Source organism: Neolewinella maritima, from assembly GCF_923081025.1.
Lineage (GTDB): Bacteria > Bacteroidota > Bacteroidia > Chitinophagales > Saprospiraceae > Neolewinella > Neolewinella maritima.
Genome location: NZ_CAKLPZ010000002.1, coordinates 735,541 through 759,576 on the forward strand (window position 1 = coordinate 735,541; position 24,036 = coordinate 759,576).

14 protein-coding genes are annotated in these 24,036 nt (G+C 61.0%); 9 read left to right on the forward strand and 5 right to left on the reverse strand.

All coding sequences use genetic code 11. The annotated features are described in order from the left end of the window. Position 1: 1 nt before the first annotated feature. Positions 2 to 3,433 (forward strand): M36 family metallopeptidase, encoded by a 3,432-nt coding sequence (locus MJQ68_RS17970; protein ID WP_319937473.1) that lies wholly within the window; start codon positions 2 to 4, stop codon positions 3,431 to 3,433. Positions 3,434 to 3,442: 9 nt separating this feature from the next. Here the strand turns inward: MJQ68_RS17970 and tamL are convergent, their stop codons facing one another. Continuing rightward, entirely contained in the window at positions 3,443 to 5,938 is a 2,496-nt protein-coding gene (tamL, locus tag MJQ68_RS11480; protein WP_238751250.1) for a translocation and assembly module lipoprotein TamL, read from the reverse strand. Between tamL and MJQ68_RS11485 the strand changes: the two genes are divergently transcribed. Continuing rightward, positions 5,907 to 6,671, forward strand: a complete 765-nt coding sequence (locus MJQ68_RS11485; RefSeq protein ID WP_238751251.1) for a TrmH family RNA methyltransferase — start codon at positions 5,907 to 5,909, stop codon at positions 6,669 to 6,671. The genes tamL and MJQ68_RS11485 overlap by 32 nt on opposite strands. Here the strand turns inward: MJQ68_RS11485 and MJQ68_RS11490 are convergent, their stop codons facing one another. Both MJQ68_RS11490 and MJQ68_RS11495 read right to left on the reverse strand, forming a co-directional pair. Then, positions 6,672 to 8,135, reverse strand: a complete 1,464-nt coding sequence (locus tag MJQ68_RS11490) for a sugar transferase (RefSeq protein WP_238751252.1) — start codon at positions 8,133 to 8,135, stop codon at positions 6,672 to 6,674. It abuts the gene before it with no gap. A 32-nt stretch (positions 8,136 to 8,167) separates the two neighbouring features. After that, the gene (locus MJQ68_RS11495; protein ID WP_238751253.1) at positions 8,168 to 9,175 is read right to left on the reverse strand and encodes a Gfo/Idh/MocA family protein; all 1,008 of its coding nucleotides are present in this window, start codon (positions 9,173 to 9,175) and stop codon (positions 8,168 to 8,170) included. A 449-nt stretch (positions 9,176 to 9,624) separates the two neighbouring features. Here MJQ68_RS11495 and MJQ68_RS11500 point away from each other — a divergent pair, with 449 nt between their 5' ends. Then, on the forward strand, positions 9,625 to 10,731 hold the full coding sequence (locus MJQ68_RS11500) for a lytic transglycosylase domain-containing protein (RefSeq protein WP_238751254.1): 1,107 nt from the start codon (positions 9,625 to 9,627) through the stop codon (positions 10,729 to 10,731). On the opposite strand, the gene smpB is transcribed toward MJQ68_RS11500, so the two are convergent. After that, a complete protein-coding gene (gene smpB, locus MJQ68_RS11505) occupies positions 10,726 to 11,190 on the reverse strand; it encodes an SsrA-binding protein SmpB (protein ID WP_238751255.1) in 465 nt (154 codons plus the stop codon). The two genes, MJQ68_RS11500 and smpB, sit on opposite strands and share 6 nt — an antisense overlap. Before the next feature lie 129 nt (positions 11,191 to 11,319). Continuing rightward, a complete protein-coding gene (locus tag MJQ68_RS11510) occupies positions 11,320 to 13,485 on the reverse strand; it encodes a S9 family peptidase (protein ID WP_238751256.1) in 2,166 nt (721 codons plus the stop codon). A gap of 106 nt (positions 13,486 to 13,591) precedes the next feature. Here MJQ68_RS11510 and MJQ68_RS11515 point away from each other — a divergent pair, with 106 nt between their 5' ends. The 6 genes from MJQ68_RS11515 to MJQ68_RS11540 all read left to right on the forward strand — a co-directional run bounded on the left by MJQ68_RS11515 (position 13,592) and on the right by MJQ68_RS11540 (position 24,014). Next, positions 13,592 to 15,277: a hypothetical protein gene (locus MJQ68_RS11515; protein WP_238751257.1), complete on the forward strand. Its 1,686-nt coding sequence runs from the start codon at positions 13,592 to 13,594 to the stop codon at positions 15,275 to 15,277. A 279-nt stretch (positions 15,278 to 15,556) separates the two neighbouring features. Beyond that, on the forward strand, positions 15,557 to 15,847 hold the full coding sequence (locus MJQ68_RS11520) for a YiaA/YiaB family inner membrane protein (protein ID WP_238751258.1): 291 nt from the start codon (positions 15,557 to 15,559) through the stop codon (positions 15,845 to 15,847). Between the two features lie 155 nt (positions 15,848 to 16,002). After that, on the forward strand, positions 16,003 to 17,877 hold the full coding sequence (locus MJQ68_RS11525; protein ID WP_238751259.1) for a CocE/NonD family hydrolase: 1,875 nt from the start codon (positions 16,003 to 16,005) through the stop codon (positions 17,875 to 17,877). A gap of 54 nt (positions 17,878 to 17,931) precedes the next feature. Further along, complete coding sequence (locus MJQ68_RS11530) at positions 17,932 to 18,978, forward strand: ligase-associated DNA damage response exonuclease (RefSeq protein WP_238751260.1); 1,047 nt, start codon at positions 17,932 to 17,934, stop codon at positions 18,976 to 18,978. Between the two features lie 114 nt (positions 18,979 to 19,092). Further along, a complete protein-coding gene (locus MJQ68_RS11535) occupies positions 19,093 to 20,688 on the forward strand; it encodes an ATP-dependent DNA ligase (protein WP_238751261.1) in 1,596 nt (531 codons plus the stop codon). A gap of 188 nt (positions 20,689 to 20,876) precedes the next feature. Then, positions 20,877 to 24,014, forward strand: coding sequence for a SusC/RagA family TonB-linked outer membrane protein (locus tag MJQ68_RS11540; protein ID WP_238751262.1), 3,138 nt, complete (start codon positions 20,877 to 20,879; stop codon positions 24,012 to 24,014). Positions 24,015 to 24,036: the final 22 nt, after the last annotated feature.

Genomic DNA, 24,036 nt, shown 5'->3' on the forward strand with positions numbered 1-24,036 from the left:
CATGAAAGTACTTTTACCCCTTGCCCTATTCTGTTTATTCACTTCACTTAGCGCCCAGGAAGGAGGCTCACCCGCCTACGACTTCCTGCGCGATCGTACGGAGGAGCTGGGCCTCGTCGCATCCGACCTGTGGGAACTGCGCGTAAGCGACGAGTACGTTTCTACTGATGGCACTCAACACGTCTACGTAGGGCAGGAGCTCTACGGCACACCGATCTACAACGCGCAGGCCGCCGTCCATTACCGCGACGATCGGGTGATCTACCATACCTCCAACCTACAAGCCGATATTCGCAAGAGGGGCCAGGCGACCGTGCCGCAGCTCACTGCGGAGCAGGCCTTCCGCCGGTTGGGGCTTACCGCGCAGTCCCGCATGCTTTCGGCTGACCTGGTCTACTACCCGATGCCCGGAGCGCAGGCTGCCTTACAGCTCGTCTGGCAGCTCGTCGAGGAGGATGCTAGCGCGCACGTCACGCTACACATGGTCGACGCCGCTACCGGAGCAGACCTGTACCAGACTAGCCTCACGCTCAGCTGTTCCTTCGATGAAGGGCCACAGGGCGGGGCCGCCAGTGCGGTGCATACCCATAAGAGCAGCACGGCTATCCCGAGCGACCGCGGCGACGGCGCCCTGTATAATGTATTCCCCTTCGGTCTGGAATCCCCCAACGACGGTACCCGTAGTCTCCTGCTCGAACCCGCCGACGAGCTGGCTTCTCCCTACGGATGGCACGATACCAATGGCGTGCCGGGGCCGGAGTACACCATTACCCGGGGCAATAACGCGTATGCCTACCGAGACGCGGATACTACCCAGAACCAACCCGATCCGGGCATTGTAGCCGATGGAGGCCCTGAGCTCGATTTCGACTTCTTCTTCGCCCCCATGCAGCGGCCCGATAGTATCGTTGAGGCTTCGCTGACCCAGCTATTCTACACCACCAATATGCTGCACGACTGGACGTACCGCCACGGCTTCGACGAAGCCGCGGGCAACTACCAGCGCAACAACTACGGCCGCGGCGGGAAGGGGCGGGATCCCGTACTGGCCGAAACCCACGACTCCTCCGGCAGCAACAACGCCAACTTCTCCACCCGCGGCGACGGTAGCTCCGGCCGCATGCAGATGTACCTCTGGGGTACACCCAGCCTACTGACCGTACTCTCCCCCGACGACCTGGCGGGCGAACGCCGTACGGGGCGGGCCGAGTTTGGCGCTCAGGTGGGCGATGTGCCCCTGACTGCCCTACTGGCGATTGGCCGGGACGGTACCGAAAGTCCCACCCTGGGTTGCTCCGCACTGGTCAACCCCGAGGAAGTACGCGGTAAGATCGCCCTGATCGATCGCGGCAGTTGTACGTTTCAGCAGAAGGCCTTCAATGCCGAAACGGCCGGCGCCGTCGGGGTAGTGATCTGCAACCCCAATAACAACCTAATCACCATGGCGGGGGCCGAAAATGCGAGTGACATCCCGGTCACTATTCCCGTTGTCATGCTACGGGAACGCGACTGTACACCCCTGCGGCAGGTGATCACGGCCGGTGGCGAAGTAGAAGTAGCGCTGCAGGACAACAATCTCACCCCCCTCGACGGCTCCTTCGACAACGGTGTAGTAGCCCATGAGTACGCCCACGGGGTGAGCATCCGCCTGGTCGGCGGACCGGCCAGGTACACCTGCCTGCAGAACGATGAGCAGATGGGGGAGGGCTGGTCCGATTTCTTCCTGCTGGCCTCCACCCCGCAGTCCGCTACGCCTAACCCCGACGGGACGGAATTGCGCGGTATCGGCGTTTACTCTACCTCCGGTGGGCCCGGCGCGCGTGGGTTCCGCTCCCAATTCTACTCTACCGACTTTTCCGTGAATAACCATACCTACGACGACGTCATCACGGACGCCATTCCGCACGGGGTGGGGGAGACCTGGGCGGCTAGCCTGTGGGATCTGTACTGGAAGATGGTGGACGCATACGGCTTTGATGACGACCTGATCACCGGTACCGGCGGCAACAACGCCGCCGTGCGGCTGGTCATCGAAGGCATGAAGTACACGCCCTGCAGCCCCGGGCTGGTCGACGGCCGCGACGCGCTGCTCGTTGCCGATCGCCAGCTCAGCGGTGGAGCTAATGCCTGTTTGATCTGGGAAGTCTTCACCCGCCGTGGACTGGGTGTATCGGCTACGCAGGGGACCGGTCTTTCCCGCAGTGATAACCGGGAAGCCTTCGACGCGCTTCCGAGCTGCATTCCTACCGTGAAGCTGCTGAAGACGGCCGATACTACATTCATCAGCCCCGGAGACGAAATCACCTTCACGCTCACGGTCCGCAACGATAAGGCCGGGCCGGCAACGGGACTCACCCTTACGGATACCCTCCCGGAAGGACTGCAGCTAGCCATGAACACCGTAAGTAGCGAAGTGGAATTCGAATCCACCGCGGAGGCCGTCACCTTTTCGGTCCCTGACCTCGCCCCCGGCGAGTCGTACACGATCGCGTATACCGCCCGCTCCGCCCCGGAGATCGCCAGCACCCGGCTGCTACTCAGTGCGGCGGACACCACGGACGCAAACCTGTGGGATATCCTGTCCAACACAGGTACAGCCAGCTGGATGCGATCCGACTCGACCCCCTTCGCCGGCTCCCGGGCCTGGTTCGTACCCAATGAGAATTCAGCGCAGGACCAGGTTCTGCGGCTGCGTGACCCGGTCACCCTGGATGGCCCCCATCCAGCGCTGCGGTTTTTCACCAAGTACCGGACGGAAGTTGCCTTCGATGCCGGTATCGTGCAGGTAAGTACGAACGGAACGGACTGGAACAATGTCGATCAGCAGTTCGTGCGGTTCGGCTACCGCGGCATAGTAAGCGGATCGGCAGCCCGGCCGCTGCGCAACACACCTACCTTCTGGGGCGATAGTGAGGGCTATCAGGAGGCTATCGTAGACCTGGCCGCCTACCGTGGGCAGTCGATCTACGTACGCTACCGCTTCATTAGTGATGGATCGGTCGGAGCCGGAGGCTGGTGGGTCGATGAGATCGAGCTACTGTCTGACCTACACACCTACGACGGACTAGCCACCCTGACGACCACGGAGGGAGACACCGCTACGGCCCGCGTACCCGAGTTCGGGGTAGTCGTCAATGCGAGTGAGATCGTCAGTGGTATCGGCCGCACCCTACCCACCAACCGTAGCGTACGGCTGTACCCCAACCCCGCTACGGACCGACTGGCAATACGCTTACAGACGGCACAGGCCGGACGCCTGCAACTCGATGTATTCAGCATGGACGGCCGCCGGGTACTGCGTCAGTCCAGCCAGGTCAGCCAGGGGGCGAATGCGCTGGACCTCAGCGTAGCCGATCTACCAAGCGGTCAGTATACGGTTCGACTCACCGAGGCGGCGGCCCTGACCACCCTGAAGCTGACCGTAGCGCACTAAGGCTACGGATCAGAAGGGATAGCCCAGACCGATCTGCGGACGAAGCTGACCGAACTCGAACTTCCTGAGCCAGTAGGCACTCTCGGGATAGTCGATCGAAAAGGGTCGCGCCCGGCTACCGTCCGTGGCCCGGGGGTAGTTGTACCGCAGGGGCATGGCCAGATCCAGCCGGAAGACGAAGTAGCTCAGGTCGATACGAATACCGAAGCCACCGTCTACGGCCAGCTGCCGGTAGAATGGCTGGTGGTAAAACGGCTCGGCCCCCTCGTCATCGAGCAGCCGTCCGCGAAACAGGAATTGGGAGCCGGGACGGTCGGGGTCCTCCCGTAGGCGCCACACATTACCGATGTCGGTAAACAGAGCACCGCGTACGAAGGAAAACAGGTTGAAGCGGTACTCGAAATTGAGCTCTAGTTGTAGATCGCCGGTCTGGTAGAGCCGTAGGTTGTTGTTGATGTTTCCTCCGTCACTGATGCTCAGGGGATCCAGGTAACCGCCCGGACCCAGACCCTGCGGCGCCCAGGCCCGCATAGAATTCGCTCCGCCGGCAAAGAACTGCTTGACGTAGGGAACCTCCTCGTCCTTACTGAAGGGGCGCGCGATGCCAAAGACGAAGCGACTGGCAAAACTGCGCAGTGGCGAAAACTGCTTCTTGAACCGTGTATCCACCACCCCGAGGGCATACTGGGCAAGCCGGTTGTCGGGGTCCAGGTTGTCGATGAACTGGTCGGCCAGGAAGACCTCGGCGCCGGTCAGCTCGAACTGGGCATTGAAGGAGAGCGAACGTCCCCGCGGATCGGCCCGGCCGATGTGGCTGTACTCGATGCTGCGAAACAGCAGGCTCACGAAGTACTGATCGCTGATGCTGAGCTGAAGCCGTCGGTTGGTATTCAGAATTTCCTGAAATTGCCGCTCCACACTGAAGTTGAGTACGTCCAGCGCCGCGTGGTTGATGCGGTACAGGCTGGTCGGGGAGCGGCGGAAGTCGTAGCCCAGCCGTGCGTTGGCGATCGTATAGGCATAGAACGTGCGGATGAACAGGTACTCGTACGCCAGGCTGTAGCGCGTACTAGCCCGCTCCTGCAGCTGCCGGTAAAAGGTCGGGGAGAACACCCCCAGCTTCCGCCCCAGGCCGTACAGTCCGAAATCCTTGAAGCGCGGCAGGTTGAGCGTTGCCTCCGCGGCCAGGTCGATGGTGTTGAAGAACAGTGCGCTACTGTCCGGACTGGGGTTGATCTCTACCCCCGCACGCAGACCAATGGTGAGCAACTCGGCCCCCCCGAAGACGTTGCGGTTGCGAAAATTAGGGCTCACACTCACCCCGATGAGGTTATTGACCTGGGTGTTGACGTCCGCGAGCTGACTCCGGTTGGTGTAGTTCACATCCAGATCCACGCCCAGCGCCATCCGCTTGTCGGCACTGAGCTGGATCTGGTAATTGAGTACTCCGGGCCGTAGGGGATCGACCAGCTGGTTGATCCGCACGAAGCGATAGATGCCCAGCCCGCTCAGCGCCAGGTTGGTCTTCTCGTAGGCCTCGCGGCTGTAGAGGCTATCGGTCTCCAGGAAGATATTGTCCGCCAGAATATCCGGGCGCATCCGAAAGCTTGCGGAAGGAGACAGGAAGCGGATACCCTCCACCAGGGTATCGCCGGGGTAGGCCTCCCCGGAAGCGTCCCTGGCGGGGGAGTAGTCGGTCAATACCGTGATCCGACCGACGGTATACTTCTGGTAGGCCTGCTCGTCCTGGGGGGGAAGGATAGTCAGGTAGATATTGGCGTAGCCCTGTCGCTGGCTGGTGTCGATCTCCAATTTATCGAAGTAGGTACTCGAGAAGTAGGCATAGCCTTCATTGCGCAGGGCCACGTTGAGGCGGGCCTTTTCCGCATCGAAGGCCGTCAGGTCCAGGGGCGTACCCGGCTGTAGGGTGCTGCCGGCCTTCAACACCTGGAGCAAGCTGTCGATCGCCGGTGCGGGACTGCTGTAGTCCACCGAGTCGATCAGGTACCGCTGTCCCGGCTCCACGTGGTAGATCAGGCTCACCTTCTGGTCCTTGCGCCGGTCGGCCTCGTGGTAGGCCGTAGCGTTGAAGTAGCCGCGGTAGCGCATAAAATCGGCCATCAGGGCGGCCGATCGGCGGGAGAGGCTATCGCTGTATAGTGCAGGGGGCTGCCCGATGGTGTTGCGCAGAAAGCGGTCGATGCGCGTGGTATCCCGTGCCTTGCTGTTGGCCAGGTAGAAGTGCTCGCGCGGGAACAGGAAGAGGAAGTTGCCGTTGGGTTGCTGCTTCGTCAGGGTGGATAGCTCGTAGACTACATCGCTGCGGTTGGCTACTTTGGGTCGCTTGGCCAGTTCGATGCGCTGGCCGGTGAGTAGTTCCTCGCCGTCCCCCAGGTATTTTGTAACATTGCAGGCCGTCAGCGACAGGGCCAGTAGGACCACCGGTGCAGCGCGGCGCAGCCCCCCCGCCAGTATGCCCATCAGCTCCGGTACCATTAAGTTCATAAGCAGCCTGCGTCAGAAGAAGGTCCGGCAAAATTACCACAAATTCACCGCCGAAGGACCCCGCATCGTCGGCGAGCTCCTGCGGCAAGCACGGTACCCCGTTGACCATGTCTATGCCCTAGCCTCCTGGGCGGAGCAATCGCCACCTCCTGCCGGTGTACCCCTAACGGTAGTGAGCCCCAAAGAATTGGGCCGTATCAGTCAGCTGGCTACCCCCCATCAGGTACTGGCGGTAGTCGATCTGCCACAGGGTAGTACCTCCGCACCGGCGGCCCCGCCCCCTGCCTTCGCCGACCACTGGTCGCTCTACCTGGACGGTATCCAGAGCCCCAGCAACCTGGGGGCGCTGCTGCGTATTGCCGACTGGTTTGACTTCCCCTACGTCTTCGGGGGTCCGGGCACGGCCGATCTGTACAACAGCAAGAGTGTGCAGGCCAGTATGGGCTCCTTCCTGCGCGTCCACTACCAGGAAATGGACCTGACTGCCCTCGTCACTGCCGCGCCGCAGCTGGCCGTGTTCGGTGCCGATCTTGCCGGAGAAGATATTTATTCCGTCACTCCACCCCCCGCCGGTATCCTCGTACTGGGTGCCGAGGGACCGGGTATTCGGGCGGGGACGCAGGTGCATATCAATCGCCGGTTGACCATCCCCCGCGCCGCCGGCCGGCAGGCGGAGAGTCTGAACGCTGCGGTGGCCGCGGGCATCCTGTGCAGTGCGCTACGGCGTGGCTGATCACTTGCCCTTTCCCTGTACCAGCACGACCAGGGTATAGAACAGGATCTTGAAGTCGAGGGCCAGGGAGCGGTTCTCGATGTACAGAATGTCGAACTGTAGCCGCTGCACCATCTCGTCTACCGTGCTGGCGTAGCCGTACTTGACCTGCCCCCAGCTGGTGATACCGGGGCGCACCCGTAGCAGGTGGCGGTAGTGCGGGGCACGTGCGCGGATCAGGTCGATGTAGTACTGCCGTTCCGGGCGGGGCCCGACCAGGGACATCTCTCCCACCACCACGTTCCAGAACTGTGGCAGTTCGTCGAGCCGCCACTTGCGCATGGTAGCCCCCCAGGGGGTGCAGCGGTCGTCGTCGTCGCGGCTCAGTTGGGGGCCGCCGGCCTCTGCATCCACGTACATCGACCGAAACTTGATGATCCTGAAGGGTACGCCGTCATGCCCGATCCGCTCCTGGGTGTAGAATACGGGACCGTAGGAAGATAGCCGCACCCGCAGCGCTACGTAGAGTAGCAGGGGGGATAGCAGCAGGAGTAGGAGTACGGAGGTGGTCAGGTCCAGTACCCGCTTCACGGTGCGCTGCCAGCGGGGCATCATGTTCTGCCGAATCTCGATCAGTACGGCGCCGAAGACGTGGTTCATCTTTACGGTACCCAGCATGATGTCGTACATATCGGGGATGATCTTGACCAGCACCCGCCCCTCGTAGTCGCTCAGTACGTTGAGCAGTTCGCGCAGCCGGCTGTGCTGGCTGGTGTCGATGGCAATGATCACCTCCTCCACGTTGCGCACCTCGATCAGGTCCGAGAGCTCGCGCAGGCTACCGAGCTGCGGAAGATGCGACTGCAGGGCCGGCTGCTGTTTCTTCTGGCTTTCGACAAAGCCGATGAAGCGGTTACCCAGTCCCTTAGGCCGACCGTTGATATCGCGATACAGATCTACGGCCCGCTGCCCACCGCCCACAATCAGTGTATTGAAGGCTACCTCCCCGGCCTTGAGCCGTCGGCTGGCACGGGTGAGTAGTACCATACGGAGTCCGACGGTAAGCAGAAAGTGCAGCAGGAAGAGCGTAAACAGACTACGGGAATACGAAGAGTAGTTGACCACTGCATCGTCGATCAGGACGAAAAAGAACAGCAGCAGTGTCCCGGCAACGGAGAGTACCAGGGTTTGTACCAGGGTGGTCAGGCGGCTGAGCCGGTAGATGTCACGGTACTGATCGAAGAGCAGGTAGGCCAGGCACCAACAAAGGGGAATAAAGAAACTGCCCCAACCGTAGTTGCTATCCGACAGAATATCGCTGAGTCCGTCAGTAGAGCCCTCCGCCCGGGCGCGTAGGTAGAAGAACACGGTCCAGGCGAGCCAGGCGGTGAGCAGATCTCCCGCTACGTACACCCAGCGGTCGCGCCTGCGCCGGACGGCCGTATCCGGCTGCAGGCCGGCGGGAGGAGGAAGCGGGTGGGTCATCGGGGCCGAAATTACAGGGCGCGGCATTAGGACTAGGTTGCCAGGGGGCTCGGGAGCCGCTCCTGGTTCTCCCGCACCGCCTTGGAAATGCGCTCGGCCAGCGCCAGGGCGCGGTAGCCGTCTTCGATACTGACCGCCGCCGGACGGCCGCCATTAATGCTCTCCGCCAGACTTTCCAGCTCCAACTGAATGGCATTGGCCGGTCCGCTAGCGGGCTCGTCAACGTGAATGATACGGGGGCCACGGGGCGTATCGAGGGGGAATTGCTGGCCCTGGGCAGGTACGTCGGTCGCGTCCGCTTCGAAGAGGCGCACGACCTGGCTTTCCTTCTCCAGCAGATCCAGACTGATGTAGGCATCCCGTTGGAAGAGGCGCACCTTACGCATATTCTTCAGGCTGACCCGCGAGGCGGTCAGGTTGGCCACCGCGCCGTTGCGGAATTCGATGCGGGCATTGACGATATCGGGGGTCTCGCTCAGTACTGCTACGCCACTGGCGCGTACTTCGCTGACCTCGTCGTCGGCCAGTTTGAGAATGATGTCCAGGTCGTGGATCATCAGGTCGAGTACTACGCTGACGTCCGTGCCACGGGGATTGAACATAGCCAGTCGGTGCGCTTCGATGAAGTAGGGGCGCACCTGCACGTCCTTCAGGGCGAGTAGGGCGGGGTTGAAGCGCTCTACGTGGCCGACCTGGACCAGCTTTCCGGCCCGGCGGCTAAGCTCAATGAGTTCTTTGGCTTCCTCCAGGGTCTGGGTGAGGGGTTTTTCTACGAAGACGTGGCAGTGGCCCAGTAAGGCCTGCTTCACCACCTGGAAGTGGGTGGTCGTGGGGGTTACTACGTCCACTACATCCACCGCGGCGATCAGGTCGGCGGCGGAGGAAAAGGCGCGTGTGCCGTGCTCGTCCGCCAGGCGCCGGGTCAGGTCGGTATCGGCATCGTAGATACCCACCAGCTCGTACGTCTGGGCAGCGAGCAGGATACACCGCAGGTGAATTTTGCCGAGGTGGCCGAGGCCGATCAATCCGATTTTGAGCATGCTGGGAGGGCTTGGCCACAAAGCTACGGCATCGTACGTGGACCCCGGAGGGCCCCCGAAACTGTTAAAGTCTGCTCCACATAGCACTTTAAGGCGCTGCGCCGGGGCATACTAAGGTTCGCACTTCGGGTGTGGTCGAACAATTAAATTCGGCCTATCATCAGATTGCGGAGTGTACAAAGGTAATCTGCTGTCTATCACCAAATTGTCAGTGGCCCGTCTCGCTTTCGTGTGTCCTGGCACTAGCAAACACCCCGCTGTCCCCGACTGTTAAGATGGCAGTGGTAAGCCTCCTGCCCTTGATGTGCATGGGGTAAAGCCCCTAATTTTACCGTCTACGGTTGCGGGACAATGGTCTTGACATTCAGCCGTGTACGTGGGCCAGTTGCGGTCCACTGCGTGTTGCCCATTGCACTGAGCGGCATGATTTTTTCACGAAATACTGTTTAATGAGCAAGCTCCAACGGGCTTTCTACCAGGGGCTTTGCTGCCTTCTCGTAGTGATTCCCACCATGGCTAGCGCTACGCTTTCTTCACCCGTCACTATTTCCCGCGAGGCACAGTTAACCAACCGACTCCAACGCCTCGATCTTCCCCTTCCTACCGTAGCTACCGACGCGTTCACCCAACGCAAGATCGCTGACTACCTGGGCCCCGGAGGCCGCAGCACCGAGCGCATGCTGGGTCGCGCCAATCTCTACTTTCCTATTTTCGAATACTACCTGGCCAAGCACTGCATGCCCGCTTCCCTGAAGTACCTGGCTGTAGCCGAGTCCATGCTGGTACCCGGTGCCGTATCCTCGGCCCGCGCCGCCGGCCTGTGGCAGCTGATGCCCGCCACGGCCCGCGAGATGGGGCTGCGGGTAGACGGTACCATCGACGAACGGCTCGATATCCACCGCAGCACGGAGGCCGCCGTACTGATGCTCAAAGGTCTGCACGAGGAATTTGCGGACTGGAACATGGTGCTGGCCGCCTACAATGCCGGTGGCGGACGGGTACGCCGCGCCATCCGCGCCGCGGGCAGCGATACCTACGATGAAGTAATGGCCTACCTGCCCGGCGAGACCCAGCGCTACGTAGCGGCTTACCTGGCCGCCGCCTACGCAGTCAACTACTACGACGACCACGGGCTCACCCCCCGCGAGCTACCGGGCACTGAGAGTGTGCGCGTACACCGCCGCATGACGCTGGCTAAGCTGGCCCGGGAGTGTAATATCCGTCCCGCTACCCTGCGTCGCATCAATCCCATGTTCGTACAGGCCTACATCCCGGCCAGTGCGGCGGGTTACCGCCTGCGGGTACCCAGCGAGCAGAAGCATGCCGTCCAACAATTCCTGTGGGGCCGCCCCAATCTGGTAGAGCTGCCCGGTGACGAGAACCTGGAGGCTGCTCAGAGCGTGGCCACCCAGCAGGGCTTCGATCCACTGGCCCGGCTGTTCGGGGTACGCGCGGGTCACCTGCGCTACACTACGCCGACCTGGCGGGCCCGGCAACTCACCGAGTGGATGCTACTGGATAATCTGGATAACTACCGCGCCTTCGCCAGCCTATAGGTACTGCTTCTTGATGCGGTCCATGGTGCGCTTGTTCTCGCGCTTGCGGATGGTATCCCGCTTATCGTACACCTTCTTACCCTGCACCAGGGCGATCTCTACCTTGACGAACCCGCGTTCGTTGAGGTACAGGCGGTAGGGTACGATCGTGAAGCCTTTTTCCTTGACCTTCTTATCCCACTTGCGCAGTTCCTGCCGCTTCAGCAGCAGCTTGCGGGGGCGACGCTCTTCGTGATTGAACTGGTTGCCCTGCTTGTACTCGCCGATGTAAAGGGAGCGCAGGATGAGCTCGCCGCGGTCGAAGGCGCAGTAGCCGTCGCGCAGGTTGACGTGGCCGGCGCGGATGCTCTTGATCTCGGTGCCGGTCAGCTTGATACCCGCCTCTACGGATTCGATGAATTCGTACTCGAACTTCGCCTTGCGGTTCACGAATTCCTTTTCCTTCGTCTTCTTGGCCATGGTGGTGGGAAAAAAGAGAGGCTCCGCCGGGTCATGACGGGAGCCTCTTGTGATCTACTAGTTTAAAACTGTGCGTTTGGGAACGGCCCGTTTAGCTATGGAGTTCGCCGGTTAGCGTAAAATCGTTGCTCACTTCGTCGCCGCACCGGGACCGATGCTAGCGAGGAGAAAGTTAGTCATTTTTGTATATAAATGCAGGCGGGTGGGACCGCCGTAAATACCGTGATTGCGGTTGGGGTAAAAATAGGTGTCAAACTGCTTATTATTCATAATTAGTGCGTTGGCCATTTCAGCCGTGTGCTGAAAGTGGACGTTGTCATCGCCCATGCCGTGCACCAGTAGCAGGTTTCCCTTTAGCTTATCGGCAAAGTTAACGGGGCTGTTCTCATCGTAGCCCGCTTTATTTTCCGCGTAGGTGCGCATGTAACGCTCGGTGTAGATACTATCGTACCACTTCCAGTTGGTTACCGGCGCTACGGAGATGGCTGCGGCGAATACATCGTTGCCGTGCAGGATCGCGTTGAGGGCCATGAAGCCGCCGTAGCTCCAGCCGAAGATGCCGATGCGGTCGGCGTCGATGTAGTCCAGTCCGCCGAGGTATTTCGCGGCACTGATCTGATCTTCGGTTTCCTGCTTGCCCAGCGTGAGGTAGGTCTGCTTTTTCATCTCCTCGCCGCGGGCGCCGGTGCCCCGGTTGTCGACCACGGCAACCACGAAGCCCTGCTGGGCGAGGTACTGGAACCAGGCCATGTTCTGCCCGCGCCAGTTGTCGAGCACCTGCTGGCTGCCGGGGCCGCCGTACACGTGCATCAACAAAGGGTGCTGCTCGCTAGTGACCATGCCGGCCGGCTTGATCATGTAGCCATTGAGCTCCGTGCCCTCCTCGGTCGTGAAGGTGAAGAATTCAGCCGGCTGGTAGCCGTAGTCACTGACCGTCTGGGCGAGCTTTGCGTTATCCACAATGCGCCGCACCTGCGACCCCGCCGCATCCATTACGGTGACCGTCTCGGGACTGTTGATGGTAGAGTGGGAGAGTACGAAGTAGTCGTAGGTGCCCGAAAATTCCGCACTGTTGTAGCCCGGCTCGGCGGCTACGGGGCGGGGCAAGTCACGGCCGCGCAGCGACTTGACGTACACCTCCCGCTCCATGGGATCGCGCCCGGCGGCCTGGAAGAAGACTTGGCCGTCGTGCACCCCGTAGAAGTCCGTGACGTCGAAGCGCTGGGAGGTGAGCCGCTGGGGGTTGCCGCCCTGCATATCGTACATGTACAGCTGGTTGAAGCCGTCCTGCTCGCTGGTCCAGACGAAGCCCTCGTCGAGGAAGGTTAGGTTGTCGTGTACGTCGATGTAGTACTGGTTCTCCTCCTCCAGCAGGGTGCGCTGGGTGCCGGCCTCTACGTCAAACAGCAGTAGTTCGAGCTTATTCTGGTGGCGGTTCATGCGCTGGGCGGTGAGGGCGTTGGCGTCCTGCGTCCACTGCACGCGGGGCAGGTAGTGCCACTCCTGGTCGGCGCTTTCATTGACCGTGAGCAGGTCCGTGGTCTCGCCGCTGCCGAGGTCGTAGCTGTGCAGACTGACCGTGCTGTTTTCGGCCCCCACCTTGGGGTACTTGAAGGTGACGTAGTCGGGGTACAGCTCGTTGTGAAAGTCCGTGTACGTAAACTCGGGTACCGCCCGCTCGTCGAACTTGAGGTAGGCCAGGCGCTGCCCGTCCGGACTCCAGTACAGGGCCTTGCTGAAGCCGAACTCCTCCTCGTAGACCCAGTCGGTGGCGCCGTTGATGAAGGCGTTGGCCTCGCCGTCTTCGGTGACCTGGGTGAGTGTACCGTCGGTGAGCGATTTGATGTACACATTGTTGTCGACCACGAAGGCTACGCGCTCGCCGGTGGGATCGAGGGTAGCCAGACGGTGCTTCTTGTCGGGGTAGACGGGGGTGAGCGTGCCGGTCTCGGTATCGTATACGGAGTAAAAGGACTGCGAACTACGGCGAAACAATTGCTCGGACCCAGTACTCAGTAGCAGCTTCTGCTCGTCGGCACTGAAGGCGTAGTCGTCGATCTTGCCGTCGAAGTCGGCTAGGATGGTGCCGGTCTGCTCGCCGGTCGTGATGTCGTAGGTGACGACCTGGTTATTCTCCAGTGCCGCGTAGGAGGTGCCGTCCTGCAGGAAGTTGAAGCCGCTGACCCCGTCGGGACTGAAGGTGTAGGTGGCCCAGATGTCCTCCAGCGTAATGGCTTTCTGCTGGGCGGTGAGGGGGATAGACAGGAGCAGAAGCAGCGGTAACAGTATGCGCATGGGCGGACGGGGGGTATGGGTACGGAAAGGGGAACGACGGCAGGCGGGTCTAGGTTGGGTAGCGGCGGCGTACAGGCCTGCAGGCCCCCGACCTTACCTTCACCCCATGCACCCAGCCTCCCCCCGGTCCCGTAGCATACCGCGACTCGCGTATGGGCTGGCGGTGCTGTTCTTCCTGTCCAATATCGTTTACGCTGCCTGGTACCTGAGCCAGGACTACACGACCCTGCGTGACGCCTACCTCGCTACCGGTCCCTTCTACCGGGATGCTTTCTGGACGACCGACTTCTTCACCCCATCTACCAAGGCGGCGGGCGATCGGTTTGCCGCGGTGGCGATCCTGCTGGCCGTGGCCGTCCTAGTCTACCTGGGCTACTGCTGGAGACATGCGGAGCAGCGCGCGGCTCCTGCGATCCGGGTGCCAGTGAAGCGCGACGACATCCTACCCCTACTGTGCCTGGCCACCGTACAACTTGGTCTGTGGGTCTACGGCAATCAACTGCTGCCCCCCGCCTACGACGAGGTTTTCTCAGCGATGCACGCGGCTGCCCCGGGTCCGCTGCGCGCGCTCACCTACTACATGCTGCCGAATAACCATGTGCTGTTCAACGTACTCAACGGGACGCTTTTCGGCTGGGCGGATGATCTCGTCTTCACCGGCCGGCTCATTTCCCTACTGGCGTACCTGCTACTGGGTGTGCTACAGTACGTCTGGCTCCGCTCGCTACTGTCCGATCGGCTGGCGGCGCTGGCACTGACATTATTTCTGGCGGTGCTGCTACCGGTCTGGGGCTTTGCGGTGCAGGCGCGGGGGTATGCGCTGCTGTTGCTGTTCAGTTGGGGGGCGTTCCTGGCGGTGTGGCAGTACGTAAGTGGGCGGGGGCGCGGGATGCGGTGGGTATTCGCGGGCTGCTGTGTACTGGCCTACGCTACGGTACCGGTGTTTTTGTACCTGCACCTAGCCCTGCTGATCTGGATCGTACGCGACTGGATCCGTAGGCGCCGAATAGACTGGCAGTTGATTGCTACGCAGCTGGTGGCGGGGGTGGCGGTACTGCTGGTTTACCTGCCGGCCATCACCTACTCGGGCCTGGGCGCGATGGTGGACAATCGGTACGTGGCGGCGGGCGAGGAGGGTGGAGTAGCTTTTGCCAGGATGTTCCTACCTACGCTGCCTCATTACGTGAACTACCTGGCGCTGGACATAGGTAGCGTGCTGCCGTATTTACTCCCGCTGCTAGCCCTACTGCCCCTGCTGCTCGTGTTTGCGCAGCGCGTGCTACTGCGGCGACTGGCTATCATCTACCTCATCGTACTGTGTAGCACCATCGGTACGGTCCTGGTGATGCGGGCCGTACCCTTCCACCGTACGCTGGTATTTCAGCTGCAGTTCGTGGGCCTATTAATCGCGTGTATACCCCTGGCGGCCTGGGAATGGACGGTAGGTAGCAAATTACCCAGACGCTGGCTACGACTGGTAGCGGTAGGCTGGCTCCTGCTGGCGGGGGCATTGATCTGGCTCACACCGGCCAAGTTCTCGCTGCACCTGTACTACTACGATATCGTGCCTACCTACCAGTCAATGACTACGCTGCTGGATCAGCTTCCTACGGATGCGAAGGTAGCTGGGTCGGACGAGGCGTTTTATCCCCTGTATTTCATTCAGTCGGACGGGGAGGTGCTACCATCGGCAGCTACCTACTACGTAAAACGGCCCACTGAGCCGCTGCCGGAGGGACGGTGGGAGCTGGTGGGGCAGGACCGGGAATTCGAGGTGTACCGGCGGGAGTAGTGAGTGGGTAGGCGTGGTAGCTGTACGTGACACTGGCCGGGGCTCCACGCCCCGGACGCTCGGGCTGCAAGCCTTCGACCTTTGCTTACCCCGATCCGTGGTGCAATCACCTACCCTCGGCGGATCACCAAAACCCACGGGTCGTTTGCGTTAATGCTGTTGTTTCGTGGTCGCAGTGCTATCGCTGGTCGAAAACAAGGTAGACTCAGGCGTGGAACCCGTGACTTTCACCGCCGATACCCCATCCCGGAGGGCGGGATCAAACCAAATGGACCATCCATGTCTCATTCCATCATCGATCATTCGAATAGCGCATCCTTCCACAATATGGCGTGGATCGCTTTCATCCTAGCCACTGTAGGTACCCTGGCTGGCATCGTACTGCTACCCGCCGACCTGGCTACTAAGGGATTTCTCGCCATGGGCTTTGTCTTCACAGTGAGCTCCTGCTTTACTCTGGCTAAGGTGGTGCGCGACCGCCACGAGTCGAGCCGACTGTACAATAAGGTAGAGCGGGCCAAGACCGAGAAATTTCTGAGCGAGTCGGAGAATCCGGCCGGAAGCTTTTAGATAGGCCCTCGCACCGCACGCCCCGGACGCTCGGGCTGCAAGCCCTCGACCTTTGCTGGCGGCTACGGCAGCAAAATCTGCACCGAATCTGTGCCCAATCCGTGTAATCCGTGGTGCAATCACCTACCTTTCGCGGGTCACCAAACCCACCCGCCGTGCGCTACCGCTTCGCTTTCCTCCTTCTACTGCTTTGCACCTGCGTACGCGCCCAGGACTCCCAGGAATACCTGGAGCTGGCCGAGATCGCCCACATCGAACAGAAGGTGATGGTGGAAATGCGCGACGGCAAGCGACTGGCTACCGACGTGTACCGGCCGAAGAACGTGGATAAGGCTCCCATAATCTTCAGTCGCACGCCCTACCAGTTCAATGGCTACGTGAAGGGGGAGGAGCAGACGCGGACCTACGAACGGGCCTACGAGGCGGTCAGCCGGGGCTTCGCCTACGTGGTGCAAAACGAGCGCGGGCGCTACTTCTCGGAAGGGGAGTGGGATATCCTGGGCGTACCCCTGACCGACGGCTACGACGCCATCGAGTGGATGAGCACCCAAGCATGGAGCAACGGGAAGGTCGGTCTGTACGGCTGTAGCTCCACGGCCGAGTGGCAGATGGCAGTGGCCAGTCTGGGGCACCCCGCACTCAGGGCCATGGTGCCGATGGGCTACGGCGCCGGCGTGGGTAGGGTAGGGGACTACATGGAGCAGGGCAACTGGTACCGCGGCGGTGCCCAGCAGATGCTGTTCACCAGCTGGCTGTACCAGGTGCAGCACGATCCTCTGGCACCGAGGTTGCAGGAAGGGCTGAGTCAGGCCGACCTGCAGCGGCTGTCGCGCTTCTACGACATGGCGCCCACATATCCGGACATCTCTTCCACGGAGCTGCTGTCGACGCTACCGGTCAGCGATATCATCAAAGCCAAGCAGGGGCCGACCGGCGTGTACGAAGACATGATCCAGCGCAAGCCCAACGACCCGGCCTGGTACGAGGGCGGGCTGTACCACGATGATATGCCTTTCGACGTACCCACCTTCTGGTTCACGAGCTGGTACGACGTGTCGATCTCGCCTAATCTGGCACTGTTCAATCACGTACGGGAGAACGCGGTCTCCGAGCAGTCGCGCGCTAATCAGTACCTCTGGATCGCGCCCACCCTGCACTGCGCCTACTCCCGCGCCACCCAGAACACCATCGTAGGCGAGCGCAGCGTGGGGGATGCCCGCTACGACTACGATGCCCTGGTGTACGGCTTCTTCGACCGCTGGTTGAAGAACGAGACGCCTGAAATTATTGACACCCTGGCCCGCGTGACCTACTACAGCATGGGCAGCAACGAATGGCAGACCACCTCCGCCTGGCCCCCACCGAGCGCGGAGCTGGTAGACTTCTACCTCGCCAGCGCGGGAGATGCTAACACGATGTACGGGGCGGGGACGCTGGTGCGCAGTCTGTCCGGTACGGCGGAGGACCGGCCCGATACCATCGTCTACGACCCCATGAACCCGGTCAAAAGCTACGGCGGTAACGTCTGCTGCACCGGCGATGCGGTGAAGGGCGGCAGCTACGACCAGCGGGTCATGGAGGCGCGCAACGACATCCTGGTCTATACCTCCGAGCCCTTCACCGAAGACACGGAGGTGAGTGGATTTGTAGAATCGACCCTCTACCTCAGCAGTGACGCCAAGGATACCGACGTGACCATCAAGCTCATCGACGTAGACCCCGATGGGGCCGCCTACAACCTCGACGAGACGATTCAGCGCGTGCGCTACCGCGAGGGCTACGAGAAGGAGGTATTCATGGAAGCCGGCGAGGTGTACCGGATCGACTTGACGCCGATGAGCACCAGCAACGTGTTTCAGGCCGGTCACCGGCTACGCGTGGAGGTGAGCAGCTCCAACTTTCCCCGCTTCGACCGCAACCTCAATACGGGCGGCGATAATGTCACGGAGTCGGAGGGCGTGGTGGCCCGCAACGTGATCCATCATTCGGCCGAGTATCCGAGTGTGGTGCGGGTGCCGGTGGTGCGGTAGGGTACTGGACCCATTCGCCTGAACCCCCCAGCGCCTCTCCCCGTTCCATCGCCAATGCCCCTTCTCACCTTCAACGACCGCGGCATCTACTGCGCGCGGGCCGATGTCTACATCGATCCCTGGAAGCCCGTACCCCGCGCCCTCATCACCCACGGCCACGCTGACCACTCGCGCTGGGGCAACGACCACTACCTGAGCACCCGCCTGGCCGCACCGGTCATCAAGTACCGGCTGGGCGATATCGACCTGGAGACGGTGGAATACGGTGAGGTCAAGACCATCAACGGGGTGAAGTTCAGCTTTCATCCAGCCGGACACATCATCGGCTCCGCCCAGATCCGCGTCGAGTACAAGGGCGAGATCTGGGTGGCCAGTGGCGACTATAAGCTAGAAGACGACGGTCTCTGCCAGCCCTACGAGCCCGTGCAGTGCCAGCACTTCATTACCGAGTCCACTTTCGGGCTGCCCGTCTACCGCTGGATTCCCCAGGAAGAGCTCTTTGCCGACATCAACGACTGGTGGCGCGCCACCGCCGCCGAGGGCCGCACCGCCATCATCACCGGCTACGCCCTGGGTAAAGCGCAGCGTATCCTCGATGGCCTGGATACCAGCATTGGTAAGATATACACCCACGGCGCCATCGAAAACACCAACGAGGTGCTCCGCGCCCAGGGCATCAAGCTCCCCGATACGACTCGCGTGACCCGCGAAGTCAATAAGAAGGAATACCCCGGCAACATCGTCGTAGCCACCCCCGGCGCCATCGGCCAGCCCTGGGTCAAGAAATTCGGTAACGCCTCGGTCGCCGCCGCCTCCGGCTGGATGACTTTGCGCGGTGCCAGACGCCGCCGGGGGGCCGACCGCGGCTTCGTCCTCAGCGACCACTGCGACTGGCCCAGCCTCCTGGAAGCCATCGACCTTACCGGAGCCGACAACATCTACGTTACCCACGGCTACACAGCCATCTTCAGTAAGTACCTGCGCGAGCAGGGCTATAATGCCGTCGAGCTGGAGACCGACTACGAAGGAGAACTGGCGGAGATCGAAACGAAGGGGAGCGAGGAGACTAGTAAGGAAAATGCTCTGGCTGATGAGGAGTAGGTTAAACACGGAGGACACGGATTGTCTTCACGGATTAATCACGGATTGTCCTCTCACACACCATCCCATATCTGTGCTTAATCCGTGCATTGAATCTGCGAAATCCGTGTTGAAATGAAGAACTTCGCCGAACTTTTCAAGCGCCTAGACCGCACCACCAAGATCAACACCAAGGTGGCCGCCCTCGCCGACTACTTCATCCAGGTCGACGATGAGGATAAGCTCTGGACCATGGCCTTGCTTTCGCACCGGCGGCCCCGCAGAACGGTCAACTCCAAACTGCTGCGTGCCTGGGCTGGGGAACTGAGCGGTATCGACGTGTGGATACTCGAAGAAAGCTACCACGTAGTGGGCGATCTGGCCGAAACCATCGCCCTCGTGCTGCCGCCGCCCGAGCAGGACTACGACCATACCCTCACCTACTGGATCCAGTACATCGAGCAGTTTGCCGGCTACGATGAGGAGGGGAAAAAGGAAGCCGTACAGGAAGCCTGGCGCGGTCTCGGTACCACCGAGCGCTACCTGTTCAATAAGCTCATTACGGGCAACTTCCGTGTAGGCGTGAGCCAGAAACTGATGACCCGCGCGCTGGCCAGTGCCACCGGCATCGAGGAAACCAACCTGGCCCACCGCCTGATGGGCAACTGGACGCCCAACGATACCACTTTCGAGGAGCTGATCCACTCGGAGTCAGCCACCGACGATATCTCGCGCCCCTATCCCTTCTACCTGGCCTACCAGCTGGAGCAGCCGGCGGGTGAACTGGGCAGTCCCGACGAGTGGCAGGCCGAGCATAAGTGGGATGGCATCCGCGGACAGGTCATCGTACGGGAAGACGAGGTGTTCGTCTGGTCGCGCGGGGAAGAACTGGTGACGGACAAGTATCCCGAATACCACCTGCTGGCCTCCGCTATCCCCAACGGCACGGTCATCGACGGCGAGATCCTGCCCTACCGCGACGGGCAGCCCCTGGGCTTTAACGTTCTGCAGACCCGGATCGGCCGCAAGACGGTCAGCAAGAAACTGCTCAAGGACGCCCCCGTCGTGCTCATGTGCTACGACATCCTCGAGTACGAGGGGCGCGACGTGCGCAAGCTCCCCATGAGCGGCCGCCGGGAGCTACTGGAGCGGGTCATCGAAGAGAACGATACCCAGGAGGTACTGCAGCTCAGTCCGGTCTTTCACTTCACGCACTGGGATGAGCTGGCCGCCGAGCGCGAAACCGCCCGCGAGAAGTACAGCGAGGGCATCATGCTCAAGCGGCGCGACAGTGAGTACAAGCAGGGCCGCAAGAAGGGCGACTGGTGGAAGTGGAAGGTGGATCCGCTCACCATCGACGCCGTGATGATGTACGCCCAGCGGGGCCACGGCCGGCGTGCTAACCTCTATACCGACTTCACCTTCGGCGTCTGGGACGGCGACGTGCTGGTGCCCTTCACCAAGGCGTACTCGGGCCTGACCGACAAGGAGTTCAACCAGATCACGAGCTGGGTACGCCGGAACACGGTGGAGAAGTTCGGTCCCGTGCGCTCGGTCAAGCCCCAGCAGGTCTTCGAGATCGGCTTCGAGGGCATCCGCAAGAGCACGCGGCATAAATCGGGGGTGGCCCTGCGCTTTCCGCGTATGCTGCGTTGGCGCCAGGATAAGCCGATGGACGAGGCGAATACGAAGGCGGACCTGGAGGCGATGTTGGAGGTGTACGGTAGTTAATACCCAGCGCGCGCGGGCATTGAAGATAACAGGCGGACATACTAGCTACTGGACTGGCGGTCAAGGGGCTGAATAGTTGGTCTAGCCGTAGAAAATGTCGTGAACATCACAAAAAGGTATCCCAAGTGACTGAAAAGATATGTGGTGTAGCACTTATCTTCAACAGTTCAACTAACTCACTAGGGAAAATGAAACGATTACTGCTCTTTGCCCTACTGCTGGGGGGCTCCCTCAGTCTGGTCGCCCAGACTGCTGTCAGCGGCTCCATAACCGACGCTACCGGGCAACCACTCATCGGCGCTTCCGTGCTGGCCGAGGGCACCAGTACCGGGACGGTCACGGATATTGACGGTAATTATACCCTTACGGTGCCAGAGGGAGTGGACCGTCTGGTGATCTCCTACACGGGATTTAAAACGCAGGAACTCGCCATCGCGGGCCAAACTACCATCGATGTCGTCATGGATGAAGATGCCGCCCAACTGTCGGAGGTAGTAGTAGTCGGCTACGGTAGTCAGATCAGAAGCACCCTAACGGGTAACATCGCGCAGATCGAGGGGGAGGACATTGAGAACCTCCCCGTGTCGAGTGTCGAGCAAGCGATGCAGGGGCGTACGGCGGGTGTCTTCGTGCAGGCCGTGAGCGGTAAGCCCGGCGGGCGGATCAACGTGCGGGTACGCGGTAGCTCGTCCATCTCGGCGGGCAACGATCCGCTCTACGTGGTGGATGGCGTACCCATTACCAGCGGTACGTTTACCAGTCCGGGCAGCGGCAGCCAGAACTTCATGGCCGACATCAACCCCAATGACATTGCCTCCATAGAGATCCTCAAGGACGCTTCCTCGGCCGCTATTTACGGCTCGCGGGCGGCCAATGGGGTGATCCTGATCACGACGAAAACGGGGGCCAGCGGAAAATCGAAGTTCAACGTCAACCTGAGTTACGGCAGCAGCGAGCCCAGCCGGCGGCGGGAGTTCCTGAATGCGGGGGAATACGTCGAGTTCTTCCGCCAGACCGCCCGGGGCGGCGCGCGCTACGACTTCAACAATGGCCTGAACGACTTCGGTCTGGCCGAAGAAGACTACACCCTGGAGAATACGACCCAGGCCTACCTGGACTTCGTGGAGGGCCGCTTTGACCGTTACAGTGGCCCCAGCGAGTGGCGCGATAACGAGACCGACACCAACTGGGAGGACCAGGCTTTCCGCACCGGTAGCAGCCGCAATGCGGACGTCAGTGCCAGTGGTGGTACGGACAAGCTAACGTACTTCGCTAGTTTCGGCTATTCCGGTCAGGAGGGTATCCTGGTTAACAACGGATTCGAGCGGCTCAGCACGCGCCTCAATATCGATGCCCGGGCGAACGACCGCTTCAATTACGGCATGCGACTCGGATTCAGCCGCAGCCAGAATGATCGGGTCAGCAACGACAATGCCTTCAGTACGCCCCTGCAACTGATCGCTCTCGCTCCGATAACGCCGGTGCGGAACACCACCGGGGAAGACTACGAGGGGTATGCGCCCGGGCAGTTGTTCGACCGTCCGGTGACGACCTACTACAATGGCCTGGTCGAGTTGGAGGGCAGCGACCAGTCATCCATCAGCTACCGCACCCTGGCCAATGTATTCGGGGAGTACCAGCTGATCGGCGGGCTATCGTTCCGGGCGGAAGCCGGCGTGGATGTCGCTAACATCAAGCAGAACCGCTTCCTGGGCAGTGAGACGGACGGCGGTGAAGCGACCAATGGCTTTGCCGATAGCCGGTGGACCAATATCGTCAACTACAACACCAAGGCGCTGCTGCTCTACAACGAGAGCCTCGATGGCGTCCATAATCTGGACGTTGTAGGAGGGGTAGAGTTTCAAAAATCGGAAGACGAGAGCATTCTGGTGGAGGGGCAGGAATTTCCCCTGGACCAGCTGCGGACGATCGCCAGCGCGTCCGATATCACGGATGGGCTGACGGAGCTCACCGAGTTTAGCTTCCTGAGCTACTTCGGCCGGCTCAACTACAATTTTGACCGCAAGTACCTCCTTAGCGTGAGCGGCCGATTGGATGGGTCCAGCCGCTTCGGTGCCAACAATCAGTACGGCTTCTTCCCCGCCGCCGCCGTGGGCTGGGTGCTCAGCAACGAAGACTTCTTTGCCGATGGCAGTGCGGTGAGCTACCTGAAGGTGCGATCGAGCTACGGACTCACTGGTAATGCCAGCATCAGCAACTTTGCCAGCCGGGGCCTGTACGAGGCGCGGGTCTACGCGGGTAGTGGTCTGGCACCCTCGCAGATCGCCAACTCCGACCTGACCTGGGAGGAAACCCTGCAGTTCGACGTGGGCGTCGACTTCGGCTTTTTCAATAACCGGCTCAGTGGTGAGATCGACTACTACGTCAAGAATACCTCCGACCTGCTGCTGAATGTGCCGGTGCCCGGTACGACGGGCTTTCGCACGCAGTTCCGCAATGTAGGGGAGCTGCGCAACCGGGGCGTGGAGCTGCTGCTGAATGCGACTGTATTCGACCGTGAGTTCGGCTGGAGTACCAGCGCAAACTTCGCCTACAATGACAATGAGGTGCTATCGCTGGCCGACGGACAGGAACTCATCGATGACGGGGGCAGCCGCTACATGAATGTCGTGCGCATCGGGGAGAGCCTGGGGGCTTTCTACGGCCTGGAGTATGCAGGCGTAGACCCCGCTAACGGAGACGGGCTATACTACGTCAATGCACGGGACGACGCCGGCAACATCATCGACCCCGGCGCTACGACCAACGATGCCAACGAGGCTAACTTCACGATACTCGGTGATGCGTTACCCACCACCCTGGCGGGCTGGAACAACAACCTGAGCTACAAGGGGATCAGCCTGGACATCTTCGTACAGGGAAGCTTCGGCAACGAGGTCCACAACTCTGCCGGCGTATTTCAGAGCTGCGGGGGGTGCTGGTTTGACAACCAGACCCGCGACCAGCTCGATGCCTGGACGCCCGAGAATACCATCACCGACGTACCCGAGGCCCGCTTTTACTGGGGCAACGCCGATCAGGGTCGCAGCAGCCGATACCTGAGCAGTGGCAACTTCGTGCGGCTCAAGACCATGACCCTGGCATACGAGCTACCAGCCCGGCTGATCGACCGACTCGGAGTGACCCGCCTGCGCTTCTACGTGACCGGACAGAACCTGGCCACCATCACTAACTACGAAGGATGGGACCCCGAAGTGGCGGCTGACTTTCTAGCCGACGACCTGCCGAACGTACGCACCAGTATAGATTTCTACACCGCTCCCCAGCCCCGTACCATCATCTTCGGCATCAACGTCGGCCTCTAATTTCAGCAGCAGCTAAGCGACC

Bases quoted from the DNA above. Each gene is read 5' to 3' on its own strand.
- MJQ68_RS17970 (WP_319937473.1), top strand. From the start codon at position 2: ATGAAAGTACTTTTACCCCTTGCCCTATTCTGTTTATTCACTTCACTT.
- MJQ68_RS11485 (WP_238751251.1), top strand. From the start codon at position 5,907: ATGCCCATCAGCTCCGGTACCATTAAGTTCATAAGCAGCCTGCGTCAG.
- tamL (WP_238751250.1), bottom strand. From the start codon at position 5,938: ATGAACTTAATGGTACCGGAGCTGATGGGCATACTGGCGGGGGGGCTG.
- MJQ68_RS11490 (WP_238751252.1), bottom strand. From the start codon at position 8,135: ATGACCCACCCGCTTCCTCCTCCCGCCGGCCTGCAGCCGGATACGGCC.
- MJQ68_RS11495 (WP_238751253.1), bottom strand. From the start codon at position 9,175: ATGCTCAAAATCGGATTGATCGGCCTCGGCCACCTCGGCAAAATTCAC.
- MJQ68_RS11500 (WP_238751254.1), top strand. From the start codon at position 9,625: ATGAGCAAGCTCCAACGGGCTTTCTACCAGGGGCTTTGCTGCCTTCTC.
- smpB (WP_238751255.1), bottom strand. From the start codon at position 11,190: ATGGCCAAGAAGACGAAGGAAAAGGAATTCGTGAACCGCAAGGCGAAG.
- MJQ68_RS11510 (WP_238751256.1), bottom strand. From the start codon at position 13,485: ATGCGCATACTGTTACCGCTGCTTCTGCTCCTGTCTATCCCCCTCACC.
- MJQ68_RS11515 (WP_238751257.1), top strand. From the start codon at position 13,592: ATGCACCCAGCCTCCCCCCGGTCCCGTAGCATACCGCGACTCGCGTAT.
- MJQ68_RS11520 (WP_238751258.1), top strand. From the start codon at position 15,557: ATGTCTCATTCCATCATCGATCATTCGAATAGCGCATCCTTCCACAAT.
- MJQ68_RS11530 (WP_238751260.1), top strand. From the start codon at position 17,932: ATGCCCCTTCTCACCTTCAACGACCGCGGCATCTACTGCGCGCGGGCC.
- MJQ68_RS11535 (WP_238751261.1), top strand. From the start codon at position 19,093: ATGAAGAACTTCGCCGAACTTTTCAAGCGCCTAGACCGCACCACCAAG.
- MJQ68_RS11540 (WP_238751262.1), top strand. From the start codon at position 20,877: ATGAAACGATTACTGCTCTTTGCCCTACTGCTGGGGGGCTCCCTCAGT.